Source organism: Phenylobacterium sp. (assembly GCF_031984885.1).
GTDB lineage: Bacteria > Pseudomonadota > Alphaproteobacteria > Caulobacterales > Caulobacteraceae > Phenylobacterium.
In genome coordinates this window covers 107,151-119,064 of record NZ_DAMABV010000010.1, presented here as the reverse complement: position 1 = coordinate 119,064, position 11,914 = coordinate 107,151, and the positions used below count along the sequence as shown (strand labels likewise).

The window sequence follows — 11,914 nt, the reverse complement described above, 5'->3', positions numbered from 1 at the left end:
TCGTACACCTCGCCGCCACCATGATCTGGCTGCGCTGAATGTCGATTCCGCCTAGGCCGCCGCGACTTCGAAGCCCAGCGAGGTCACGGCATCCCGGAGGATCTCCGGCGTGACCGCAGCGCCATGGAGGACGCCCACCGTCGTATCGGGATAATGAAGCGAAACGTCTTGCACGCCTTCGAGACCGCGCAGAGCGGTGTCGACTTTGCTCGCACAGCCCGAACAGGTCATGCCCGTAACCGTGAGCGTGGTGGCCTTCAGTGCTTCGTCCATGTGCGGCTCCTCTATTCTGAGAAGCAGCGTACTTCCTCCAGCCAATCGAGGATCAAGCGATAAATCCGCTGTTAGGCCCCGCAGTCAGCGGCAGAGATCAGCGAGATCATCGGGCAGCGGCATCGGCTGTTCGGCAGGCACATTCGCGCCACCCGTGTTGCCTGCGGGCAGCCGCCCCATCCAGGACAACAGTCCGCCAGCCGCCAAGCGAACCAGTTGACCGCTCACCTCGCGAGCATCCCTCCTGCGCCATCCGATTTTGAGCATCTCAAAATGCGCCCAGCTATGGGGCCCTGCCCAGGGCTGACCCAAGATGTGGGCCCTCTCAAGCAGGCGAAACGCTTCATCGAGGTCGCCGACGGCCAAGGCGCGCTTTGCGGCCGCAGCCTCGCGTTCGAAAGCCTGGCGACGCATCTGAGTTTTCATCAAACCTGCCCCATTCGTGGCGCCGCGTCAGCGACCTCCGCTTGAATGCACATAGGATCGGCCGGGTAACTTGAGAAGCGTCTCCACGAGCACGGTGATCCGCAGGGCCTGAAGGCCCGAGCAGACGCCGGCCGAGGGACGCCCACCGCGCGGTGGGCGCCGGGTAGCTCGCCGCCGATGGCGTGCTATGGCTGAGATCGGCCGGGTGGCCGGCGCGGATGTCCAAGCCGAAAGGCCAAAGGCGTCGGCGCGTGTCTCAAGCACGTTCTCAACACCCGGCTCTCCAAAAACCGGCCTGCCCGGGAGAACACGAAGCGCCCGCTGTCTGCCGTCTCCCTCGCGGTCGAACCACCCGACAGCGCTATTCTACCTGCAATAGGGCTTGCCAACACTGCCCCGCTTTGGCGAGACTCGAACGGAATGAGAACTGACCCCGATCACCTCCCCGCTCTGCAACAGCGCGAACTTGAGCGCGTGGCCCAGACACTGCTCACCGAGTTCGACGCAGCAGTGGCGGGCGGCACGCAGCCGTTCCGCAAGCAGGGCAAGGTGCTGAAGATCATCCTGTTCGGCAGCTACGCCCGCAACGACTGGGTCGACGAACCGGAGAACGGCTACCAGTCTGACTACGATCTGCTGGTCATCGTCAGCCACGAGAAGCTGACCGACATCGCCGACTACTGGTACGTCGCCGAAGACAAGATCCTGCGCGACCCGGAGGTCGGCCGCACGGTCAACATCATCGTCCACACTCGGCAGGAGGTGAACGACGCCCTCTCCAAAGGTCAGTACTTCTTCACAGACATCGCCCGCGACGGCGTCGTCCTCTACGAGCTGCCCGGCCACCCGCTCGCCATGCCTGCTCCGCCGACGCCGCGGGACGCCTACGACCTGGCGAAGGGGTACTTTGAGAGGCAGCAGACCTCGATCGCGTCGTGGCTCGAGTTGGCGGAGCACGCCCGCTCAAAAGGCCAAGTCGGCGATTGGCCTAACAAGGCAGCGTTCAATCTCCACCAGGCCGTCGAAACCGCCTACGCCTGCTTCCTGCTAGTGCGGACGCTCTACTTCCCGCGCTCCCACAACATCAAGTTCCTCCGGTCCCTCGCCGAACAGAACGAGCCGCGCCTGATCGCCGTCTGGCCGCGCGAACATCGCGCCGACCGCAGCCGCTTCGAAACCCTCAAGCGCGCCTACGTCGAGGCCCGCTACTCCACCAGCTACGATATCACTGCGGAGGATCTGCAAGCGCTCGCCGCCCAAGCCACCCGCCTGCGCGAGATCGTGGAGGAGGTTTCGCAGGAGCGGCTTGAGGCGCTCAAGAGAGAGGCTGGAGCCTAGTCAATGACCAGTTTGACCGAGGCCTCAACGAAACCAATCAGACGCCTTGCCTATCTGTTGCTGCTGATAGTCGGCGGGGTCGGATTGGTTACTCATGCATGGTGGTTTGAAGCGACCCGGGACGTCGTTGTCCTGCAGCGAGCTGGGTCATGGCTGACGGTATGGGGCATCGCTGTCACCGCGCGGCCCATCTTGACCGACGGCGTCGCCAGCACGGTGCAGCGCCAAATGCCTCGTGTGCATGCCTTCTTTCCGATGTCCGATCTGGCCGATCGCCTTAAACGCGCGGAAGCACGGCGCCCCGAAGTTCGACGCTCCGTGATAGCCGAACGCGTGGCTGGCGTCGTGATGATCGTCTGCGGCACACTCCTTAACGGGTATGGCGACATGTTCGGTCGATGGCTCCTGGCGCTGTAGGCCTGCGTTGACCGAGCGCACGATTCGATTGGGCGACGTCCAGTACATTGGCAATCGCCCCTATCGCACCGGGTTCCTACGGGCCCAATTCTGGCCAGTGGAACGGCATGACGAAGCTGCGATGAAACGCGTGGCTCGCCGCGAGAACATCCTCGTGTGGGGACCGCCGCTCTACCACTACACCAGCCTCAGCGGCTTCAAGGGCATCATCGAATCCAGGGGATTTTGGGCGAGCGATAGCCGCTTCCTGAACGATGCGCACGAGATGCGTCATGGCGCCGAACTCGCGGCCGAGGTGCTGTCACAGATTGTTCGTCGCTCTCGCGTGCCCGCCTTCCGCCCCATCGCCAAGGCGGTTCGCGACAACATTCTGCGCCCCCCGAAGGTCGGACACCTGATTGCGTGCTTTTCCACTTTGCGCGACAGCCTGGAACAGTGGCGCGGCTACGGCGGCAGTGGCGGCGTGTGCATCGGCGTTGGCGTGAACCACCAGAAACAACGAGCTCCGATGTTCTACGGATCATCGATGCTGCCGCATCGTGTCTTCTATTCCGCCCGAGCCAAGCAGGCGCTCGTGCTGTCGCTCCTACGCCGCTTCGAAATCGAGTACCGCACGGACATGGAGGCGATGCGCGGTCATTGGCCCGACGATCATGACCAGCACTATGTCGAGCGCCTTACCTCCACGCTGTCCGGAGCCATCGTCGGCTTTAAGAATCTGGCCTTCGGCCATGAAGCAGAAGTCAGGGTCGTTCTCTCGCACGCCGAAGCAGACGACTTTGGAGGGTTGAAGTTCCGCCCCAGTCCGCTGGGCTTGGTACCCTACCTATGCACGGGAGATCGCCTGGAGAACGCGGTCAGCATTGAGAACGTGATGGTCGGCCCATCGCCACACCAAGAGCTGATCGCCAGCTCCGTCCGAACCTTTCTCGACCACCACGGATACACGGATATCCCGGTCGATTTGTCTACGATCCCGTATCGCGGCCCGGGCTTCTAGGGCTACCTAACCGGACTTCGCAAAGGCCAATTCGCGAGGCCAGCGCGGATGTCGTTAGCCAAAAGTGCCCAGCGCTTAATCGTCCTGTAAGGTGGGCGGATCATGCCCCGTCCACACTGTCCAGGTTCCATCCTCAGCGGTTCTGATCGTCATCACAGTCGGAAACTCTGCCGCGACAAGGCGCATCAGGTTGGTGAGGTCCGGCAGCTCAACTTCGTAGAGTCCGTGCCTCACGGTACGGTCCGATGCGACCAAGACTCCCTGACAACGCCCGCGGGGTCCGAGGACTTCGACGAACACTGCACTGTGGATCAACACGTTCAGCAAGCGACGACGCGTCAGCGATCGCGCTTGCGGCTGCTCCATTGCAAAGAAGCGCTCAAAGTCCGGATGGCGGATCGGTGAGTAGCCACTCCGGATCACCGGATAGTGCTTCACAGTGATTGGCTCATCGAGGAACGCTGACGACAGTCTGAAAGACTCATCGAGCTTCCGAATGGCATAGGCCCCGACAAAGACATTCCGCTCAATGAGGAGCGAACGCTTGGCCGAGGGGCGCTTAGCTGCGGACGCATCGATCTCTGCGGCGTCTTTCGCGAGTTGAGCTTTCCAAGGGACGCTGTCGAAAATCATCGCGGCCGAAGCTAAACAAGCTGGGCTGGGCGAAGCAACTAGGGCAAGCACCACCCGGAAGTTCGCAGCGCAAATTTGAAGGACTGCCTTGCGTAGCAAGGGATTACTGCCACGAGGGGTTGCGCAGATGCGTGCGGACGTCCGCGACCCTATTCTGGAGGATCGCCCGGCGAGCTATCGTGACCTCGGCCATAGAAACGGACCGGACCAATGATGTCCGCATCGGTGATCGTAAGCATTTGATGCTTGAGACCGGCCGTCTCGCGCACTTTGTTTGCGAGCGCGACTAGGGCGTGGAGAGTACCGTGCGCATAGGTCAAGGCGTCGCCGCTTGTGTCGACGAAGCCGCGATACTCCTCGAGCCGCTCCTTGAGGATCGCTTCTTGCTCAAAATCAACCGGCGACGGGCGTGGCCTCAGTCCGCCCTCGGCTGTTGTCAGAGGATAGTGGACGATTGGCGCCGAGCCGCCTCGTAGCGGCCGCAACCGTACTTGCGTCGAGTGTAGCTCGTGCGAATTTGCGAGCGGCGCGACATGGGTAATGGCGTTGCGAAGGTCCGTCAGGGCCCTGAGCCAGCCGCCGTCGGCGCCCGCGGCATGGATTTCAGTCAGCAGCGGAGCCGCATTTGAGCGCGAACGGGTTCGACGGAGCAATGAAGCCAGTGTCGTGACGTCTTGCGAGGCCTCCTTTAGCACGAGACGCCAAATGGCTTCCGCGATCAGATCGCGCAGCCCTGCGGCATCGGCGAGAAATGCATGGATCGCCGCCTCCATGTGGACGAGGTAGCCATTCGCGAAGAGCGTTCGGTCTTGCGGTCGTTTGTATGAACCATCCAAGTCAATGAGCTTCGACCGGAGGCAATTTCGATAGGCATCGCTGAGTTCGCGGACCCGTAGGTTGAGCAGGCGAAGATAGGTCGCAAATCGCCCCGCTATGTCGACGATCTCCGGCCCTCGTTGCTCTGGCACGTGGCGCACCTGCGACCACGCTCGCTCGCACGCCATTTCCGCGAAACCGGCCTGGGGCCAAAAGACCTGGAAGTCTGGAGGTTCGCCAGCGACCAGCGCACTTCTATGACTGATGAAGTCCACCCCGAGTATCTCAAGCCCAATGTCCTGTAGGACAGCGTAGGTCCGCGCATAGGGCTGTGTCGGGAACTGCAGGAGATGCAAGCCGTAGTCGGGCCCAACCCGAACGTCGGCATCGCCAATGTCGAACGCGCGAAGCCCCCCCGAGAGATGGATAATGCGGAGGGACGGCCGAGGTGGGGCCACTGGAGTGCTCATGGTGAGGGCCCTGCCTTGCAAGGGGCCGCCACCGTGATGCCTTGCTGAGGCAGCGCCCTACTCCACCCTCAGGTTCGTCGCCGCCAGCTTACCGCTACGCCGGTCCTGCTCCAGGTCGAAGCTGACCTGCTGACCATCATCAAGGCCACGCAGGCCTGCACGCTCGACGGCGGAGATGTGCACAAAGATGTCGGTGCCGCCGTCGTTCGGCTGAATGAAGCCAAAGCCCTTCGCCGGGTTGAACCACTTCACGACACCAGCGCCCGAACCGAGGGTCTCGCGGCTCACCCCCCGCGGCGGCGGCGACGCAGAGCGGCCGGAACCGCCGCCGCGGCCACGACCACCTCCCGCCGGCGCATAGGCCAGAACTGAGAGCGCCACGGCCGATGACTTGCCAGAGCGCCGATCACGCTCGACCTCGAAGCTCACTTCGTCGCCTTCGTTCAAGCCTTCGATGCCGCTGTCGTGCAGGGCGGAGATACGCACGAAAATATCAGGCGTCCCGTCAGACGGACTGATGAAACCAAAGCCCTTCGCGGCATTGAAGAATTTGACGACGCCTTGCGACATGGCGGCCCCTTCCGTTGTGAAGCCACGGATTTAGCCCGGCTGCGCGCCGCCTGGCTACGGGATTGCAGCCAGATGTTCTCGCGCTGAGCGGGAGTGGGGCGCCGCCGCCACAGCCGGAACGGAGTCGCCAAGCGCCAAATGTTCTGCTTTTGTTCGCGCGGGAGCGCAGACATGGCAGACGGATCAACTCTTCAAGAAGAACGCACGAAGCTGGCGGCCAGCCAGGCTCTCGGCGATGCGCTGGCGCGAGATCGACACATCGTCGCTTTGTGCTTGTCGCCGCCGTGCCGGCGTAGCGCCGTTTGCGACCCGAGCCCTTGGCTGCACCAGCACCTGGAGCAGCTCCCGCTGACAGCCCTCGCATCCCGCGTTCGGTGCATCTGCGGCTCCAGAGCCGCACGGCTAGAAATCCGGGCAGGACCGGCGAAGGCCGCCTCAAGCCCTGCCCTCTTCATTTTTCGCTAGGAGCCCATTTTGACCAAGATCCGATATCTCGGCGTCACCGATCCGAAGGCCGCCTTCGAGACCTTGCGCCCATATCATCGCGCATTGATCGCCCTGCAGACTAAGTGCCGACCGTTCGGGACCGACTACCTCATCCTGGCCGCGGCACAGAAGGCGCTTGAAACCGCCGCCTACCATTTCACGCGAGACACGGCCTTCTATTCTGGAAAGCCGCACGGCTGATGCTTTTGCCGATCGCCCATGCTCGCGACGCCCGGCTGGAGGAGGCGCAGAAGTATCCCGGCTGCCGGCTGATGCTGGCCTGCGGTCGGTGCGGCTGGTCCAAAGGCTATGACGTGGCGCGGGTCATCGATCGGCTATACGCGCGCGGCGACGGTGGCTTCACGACGCCTGTCGCCCGCGTCGCGAGCCAGGTGAAGCACGCCTGTCCGAAGTGCTGCGACCATCAGTGGAGCACCCGCCTCGCCTATCCGGACGACCTTGACGAGCGCGAGCTCCGAAGACTGCGCAACCGCCTCAGGAATTAGGCCCCCCTCGCGCCCCGCGAAGCTGAGCCTTAGAATGCGGCTCCGCACCGAATGCGTCGCAGCAGGACGGGGCGCCTCGGACGTTTTAGATTCTTGCGTTCGGTGAACCTCGCGACTTAGACTCAGGGTTGCGCCGCGGCCGCGGCGCCGAGGCGTGAGAACCTCGCTTGAGAAGTCCACGACGCCCTCTGTCCGGCGTGGCCGACGCGCATGTCCAGGTCGCCAGCGGCGGCTAAAGGCGTCGGCGCATGGTCAAGCATGTTCTCAACACCCGGACATCCGGGCGTGCGCCTCGCAGCATCAAGGCGAGGCCATGGCCCACCAACCCACCTCGGGCGAAGTCCTGACGCCAAACGGCGTGGACACCGACCAACGCAACGTCGAGAGCCTGTCGGTCCTCTATCGACGCTATTCAGGCTGGCTGAAGGCGATGCTTCGCCGACGCTACGGCATCGATGGCGAAGACGTTGTCCAAGAGACATATATTCGCGTGGCCCCCTTTCATGCCGCCCAGGAAGTACGCCATCCTCAGGCGTTGCTGTTGCGGGTGGCCACCAATCTCGCCCGCAATCAGATCCGCGCCGAGGCGACCCGCAGGCGGCTGGCCGAGACGCTCGAACGGGAGACGGTGGATGGCGTCGATGCGCCCAGTCAGCTTGAATCCCTTGTCTTCAAGCAGGCCGTTCTATCCCTCCCCGTCATCTTCAGGGATGTGATGATCCTCAGCCGCTTCACCGGAATGACCAACGCCGAGATCGCCGAGCGCCTGGGTCTCTCGATCAAGACTGTCGAGTGGCGCCTCGCCAAGGCGCTGGTTCTCTGCGCCCAACAGCTCGCGGACTAATCGTCATGGCCGCCAACTCACACGAACAGGTGCTGGAAGACGCCGCGACCTGGTTCTCCAGGCTGCGCACCCATTCCGTCAGCGCCGAAACCCTCGACGCCTTCTTCGCATGGCGCAGCGACCCCGCAAACGAAGCGGCCTACATTGAGGTCGAGGCGTTGTGGCGCAGTGGCGACGCCCTGCACTCAGATCCGGACATCCGGGCCGCCGCTAACGAGGCGCTCAATCGGACGACGACTCGGCGGCCTGAACCATCACGCCGCCTCTTCGCGCTCGCCGCGGCGACCGTCCTCGCGCTCTCAGGCGCCCTGACCGCCGGATGGTTGCTGCACGCCCCAGTCTATCAAACCGAGATCGGAGAGCAACGCGCCGTCCGCCTTGCCGACGGTTCGACCTTGACGCTCGACACCAACAGCAGAGCGATCGTGAGGATGAGAGGCGACGAACGGCGGGTCGAGCTCGCTCGCGGCCAAGCGATGTTCGCGGTTGCTCGCGATGCGAAGCGTCCGTTCGTCGTGTCGGTCGACAAGGTCGAAGTTCGAGCCCTCGGCACACAGTTCGACGTTCGACGCGACGCGGACAAGGTCCGGGTGACCTTGCTCGAGGGCAAGGTTCGCGTGAACGACAGCTCGTCCCGAGCCTGGACGTTGAGGCCAGGAGAGCAGATCACCACCGGCCAGGACGGGCCGCGCGTGCTGGCCGACACCAGCGCCGTCACTAGCTGGACGAGCGGCCGCCTTGTCTTTCGGGACCTGCCGCTCTCGGCGGCCGTCGAGGAAGCCAACCGCTACAGCCGTCGCAAGATCCGGCTCGCCGCGTCGAACGACATCGCCGCTGCCCATGTGAACGGCGTCTTCCACACGGGAGATATCGACGCCCTGGCCGAGGCCGTCGCGCACCTCTATGCGCTGGACCTCAGCACCGAGCAGGACGGTGATCTGCTGCTTCGCGCCCGAATGGAGTGAAGCCATAGTTTTCTTTGCGGTGGTCGTCAGGGTTTGCCTGGGGCCCGCGTGTCTATCCCTCACAACGCATCGCGATCAGGCCGGCTCGCCGTCTGACAACGCGCTGCACAAGTGGTGAGGGAATGAATGTCGTTCAGTAAGTCGTACGCCCCCCAGGCGTTTCTGCTCGCGTTGTGCGCCAGTGCAGCCCCCGCGGCTGCGCTCGCCGCGCCGGCCCAAATTACCTTCGATATCGGCGCCGGACCGCTCGACCAAGCCCTGGTCAGCTATTCGCACCAGAGCGGACGCCAGCTTCTCTATTCGGCGTCGCTGGTCAGCGGCCGAAATGCGCCAGCGGTAAAGGGGCGGCTGACGGCCGATGAGGCCCTCAAGCGCCTGATCGCCGGAAGCGACCTCGTGATCGATCGAACCACGCGCGGCTCCATCGTCTTGCGCGCAAAGGCGGCTCCCTACCCCGCCGGCCGGCTGACGCCACTGTCGTCGGTCGAGCCACAAGGGGCGGTCCAGTCAGCGGAGGCCATCATCCCCGCGCACCGCGCTTCCGAGGAAATCGCCGAGGTCGTCGTTACTGGTAGCCACCTGCGTGGCGTCAAAGATGGCCCCTCGCAAGTCGTGGTGCTCGACAGCGAGGCCATCGCCAAGCGCGGATTCGCCACCCTCGACGAAACGGTCACCAGCCTTCCGCAGAATTTCGGCGGCGGTGGCGGCTCACCGACCACCTTGCTGACCGGCGCAGATCCTCTCGGCACCAATAGCTTCGCCTCCACCGGCGTGAACCTCCGCGGCCTCGGAACCGACGCTACATTGGTGCTCGTGAACGGCAGGCGGATGGCCGGCACAGGCTCGAAGGGCGACTTCGCCGACCTTTCCGCCATCCCCGTGGTGGCTGTGCAACGCGTCGAGGTGCTGGTGGACGGCGCATCGGCCCTCTACGGTTCTGACGCCGTAGGCGGGGTCGTCAACATCCGGCTGCGCCGCGACCTGGACGGCGCAGAAACCCGGCTTCGGTACGGCGTCGCCTCCGGCGGCGAAGCTGAGGAAACCCAGTTTTCGCAGGTCTTCGGCAAAACCTGGGCCGGGGGCCACGGCCTCATCGCCTATGAGAGATACCACCGGCAGAATCTGCCATCCGCCGCGCGCGATTACGCTGCCTCATCGGACCTGCGCCCATTCGGCGGAACCGACCACCGCGTGATTTACAGCGCTCCAGGCAATGTCGTGCAGCTCGACCCCGCGACCTCGAACTACACGCCGATCTACGCCATCCGACCGGGCGCGAACGGCGCCGCGACCTCGCCGTCCGACTTCGTCCCCGGACAGGTCAACCTGGAAAACCAGCGTCAGGGCCTCGACCTCCTTCCCGACGATCGGCGCGACAGCCTCTACGCGTTCGTCGGCCAGTCGCTCACGCCGTGGCTCGAGGTAGAGGCCGACGCCCGCTACACTCGCCGTCGCTTTGACTTCCGCACTCTCGCCTCGACCGGAGTCATCACCGTGCGGGCGACCAATCCCTACTATGTGGCGTTGCCCGGCCTGACATCCCAGCAGATCGCCTATGGCTATGGCGACGACCTCGGGCCCGTCAGGAGCTCAGGCCTCGCCGAGAGCCTCGGCGCCACGCTGGCGCTCAAGGCTGACCTCTGGGGCGATTGGCGCTCGGAGGCCTACCTGGCATTCGCGCAGGAGGTCGGCACCCGGCGTTTCAGCAACACCGTCAATACGCGCCTCCTCAGTGAGGCGCTGGGAGCGATCCCCGACGATCCCGCGACCAGCTACAGCGCCGCGCGCGACGGCTATTTCAATCCCTACGGCGCAGGCGGCGCGAATGGACGCGCCGTTCTCGACTTCATCGGCTCCGGCTTCTCCGAGCAAACCAGCCGCAGCCGCGTCGAAACCCTGGCTCTTCAGGCCGATGGAACCCTGTTTAGGGCGCCTGGCGGGCCGGCCCGGCTCGCCGTTGGCCTCCAACTGCGCAATGAGTCCTTCGACCAGAAGAACTTGATCTTCACCTCGACCGCGACGCCGCGTGGCGCAAAGCGGCCGGGGTCGGAACGACGTGTCAGCGCCGCATTCGCCGAACTGCGCATTCCGCTGATCGGCGACGCCAATTCGCGCGCTGGCCTGCACCGCCTTGACCTCTCTTTGGCCGGCCGCATCGAAGACTATGACGATGTCGGCTCGACCGCCGATCCGAAGCTTGGTCTCATCTGGAAGCCAAACGAGGATCTCAATCTGCGAGCCAGCTACGGGACGAGCTTTCGCGCCCCGACCCTCGTCGAGGTCTTCGAGGCAGGCAGCATCGGCGCTAGCTTCCTGCCTCAGGGCCCAGGCCGGACGCTGTCGGTGATCCGATACGGCGGCAACCCGTCGCTCAAGCCCGAGTCCGCGACCTCCTGGTCCGCCGGCTTCGACTACGCGCCGGCCGCACTGGCGGGACTTCATGTCAGCGCCACCTGGTTCGACACGACCTTTGAAGACCGGATCGCCCGGCCTGCGCTCGATCACGTCAACACCGCGCTGAGCGACCCGACCTACGCCCCCTTTGTTCGCTTCGTCGATCCGCGCAACCCCACGGACCTGGCCCTCGTCACAGCCCTGATCAACGACGCCACGTTCGCGTTTCCTGGCGCCTTCCCTCCTGAAGCCTACGGCGCGATTGTCGATGCGCGCTACGTGAACACCGCGTCGACACGCGTCAGCGGCCTGGACGTCTCAGGGAGCTACAGCTTCGAGCGAGACGAACATCGCTTCGAGGTTTCGCTCAGCGCGACCTGGCTCGGGCGCTTTGAACAGACGCTCACGCCGACATCGCCTCCGATCGAGACGCTAGACACGCCAGGCGAGCCCGCAGACCTGCGCGGCCGGGCAAGCTTGGATTGGAACCGTGGAGCCTGGGGGGCCACGGTTAGCGCCAACTACGTCGATGGATACAGCGACGGCATGGGCGGCTCGGTCGCATCCTGGACGACGGTGGACGTCCAGGGGCGTTGGCGCACGTCGGAGATGATGCGGTCTCCCTGGCGGGGGCTGAGCTTGAGCTTGGGGGTGCGTAACCTCCTCGACGAAGCTCCGCCGTTCTATGACGCCTTCCAGGGCGTCGGCTTCGACGCCGCCAACGCCAGCCCCATGGGCCGGGTCGTGTCACTTCAGTTGAGCAAGACCTGGTAGGC

General features: G+C 64.3%; 13 protein-coding genes and 1 pseudogene. 8 read left to right on the top strand and 6 right to left on the bottom strand.

Translation table 11 applies throughout. From position 1 onward, the window contains the following. Window positions 1-51: 51 nt before the first annotated feature. Both RTL41_RS15610 and RTL41_RS15605 read right to left on the bottom strand, forming a co-directional pair. On the bottom strand, window positions 52-273 hold the full coding sequence (locus RTL41_RS15610) for a heavy metal-associated domain-containing protein (RefSeq protein ID WP_183772322.1): 222 nt from the start codon (window positions 271-273) through the stop codon (window positions 52-54). 84 nt (window positions 274-357) lie between these two features. Beyond that, window positions 358-699: a DUF3703 domain-containing protein gene (locus RTL41_RS15605; protein WP_183772320.1), complete on the bottom strand. Its 342-nt coding sequence runs from the start codon at window positions 697-699 to the stop codon at window positions 358-360. Between the two features lie 474 nt (window positions 700-1,173). Here RTL41_RS15605 and RTL41_RS15600 point away from each other — a divergent pair, with 474 nt between their 5' ends. Genes RTL41_RS15600 through RTL41_RS15590 form a run of 3 tightly spaced genes read left to right on the top strand, consistent with a single transcriptional unit; the run spans window position 1,174 to window position 3,454 of the window. Then, window positions 1,174-2,037 carry a HEPN domain-containing protein gene (locus tag RTL41_RS15600; protein ID WP_312165979.1) on the top strand — a complete coding sequence of 288 codons (864 nt, stop codon included), beginning with the start codon at window positions 1,174-1,176 and terminating at the stop codon, window positions 2,035-2,037. A gap of 3 nt (window positions 2,038-2,040) precedes the next feature. Beyond that, window positions 2,041-2,454: a hypothetical protein gene (locus RTL41_RS15595; RefSeq protein ID WP_183772316.1), complete on the top strand. Its 414-nt coding sequence runs from the start codon at window positions 2,041-2,043 to the stop codon at window positions 2,452-2,454. 7 nt (window positions 2,455-2,461) lie between these two features. Beyond that, entirely contained in the window at window positions 2,462-3,454 is a 993-nt protein-coding gene (locus RTL41_RS15590) for a DUF2971 domain-containing protein (protein ID WP_183772314.1), read from the top strand. 75 nt (window positions 3,455-3,529) lie between these two features. On the opposite strand, the gene RTL41_RS15585 is transcribed toward RTL41_RS15590, so the two are convergent. The 4 genes and pseudogenes from RTL41_RS15585 to RTL41_RS15570 form a co-directional block, all read right to left on the bottom strand. Continuing rightward, entirely contained in the window at window positions 3,530-4,087 is a 558-nt protein-coding gene (locus tag RTL41_RS15585) for a hypothetical protein (RefSeq protein WP_312165976.1), read from the bottom strand. 149 nt (window positions 4,088-4,236) lie between these two features. Then, window positions 4,237-5,178 (bottom strand): hypothetical protein, encoded by a 942-nt coding sequence (locus tag RTL41_RS15580; RefSeq protein ID WP_183772308.1) that lies wholly within the window; start codon window positions 5,176-5,178, stop codon window positions 4,237-4,239. 252 nt (window positions 5,179-5,430) lie between these two features. Then, complete coding sequence (locus RTL41_RS15575; RefSeq protein ID WP_409418342.1) at window positions 5,431-5,661, bottom strand: cold-shock protein; 231 nt, start codon at window positions 5,659-5,661, stop codon at window positions 5,431-5,433. A 96-nt stretch (window positions 5,662-5,757) separates the two neighbouring features. Beyond that, a pseudogene (locus tag RTL41_RS15570) lies at window positions 5,758-5,943 on the bottom strand (cold-shock protein); the annotation flags it as partial. Between the two features lie 474 nt (window positions 5,944-6,417). Between RTL41_RS15570 and RTL41_RS15565 the strand changes: the two are divergent. The 5 genes from RTL41_RS15565 (at window position 6,418) to RTL41_RS15545 (ending at window position 11,912) form a co-directional block, all read left to right on the top strand. Beyond that, the gene (locus RTL41_RS15565) at window positions 6,418-6,630 is read left to right on the top strand and encodes a hypothetical protein (RefSeq protein ID WP_183772304.1); all 213 of its coding nucleotides are present in this window, start codon (window positions 6,418-6,420) and stop codon (window positions 6,628-6,630) included. Then, a complete protein-coding gene (locus tag RTL41_RS15560; protein WP_183772302.1) occupies window positions 6,630-6,935 on the top strand; it encodes a hypothetical protein in 306 nt (101 codons plus the stop codon). The genes RTL41_RS15565 and RTL41_RS15560 overlap by 1 nt, the downstream gene beginning before the upstream one ends. Window positions 6,936-7,248: 313 nt before the next feature. Continuing rightward, window positions 7,249-7,779, top strand: coding sequence for an RNA polymerase sigma factor (locus tag RTL41_RS15555; protein WP_183772300.1), 531 nt, complete (start codon window positions 7,249-7,251; stop codon window positions 7,777-7,779). A 5-nt stretch (window positions 7,780-7,784) separates the two neighbouring features. Continuing rightward, window positions 7,785-8,744: a FecR domain-containing protein gene (locus RTL41_RS15550; RefSeq protein ID WP_183772298.1), complete on the top strand. Its 960-nt coding sequence runs from the start codon at window positions 7,785-7,787 to the stop codon at window positions 8,742-8,744. Window positions 8,745-8,870: 126 nt separating this feature from the next. After that, a complete protein-coding gene (locus RTL41_RS15545) occupies window positions 8,871-11,912 on the top strand; it encodes a TonB-dependent receptor (RefSeq protein ID WP_312165972.1) in 3,042 nt (1,013 codons plus the stop codon). The last annotated feature ends 2 nt before the right edge of the window (window positions 11,913-11,914 follow it).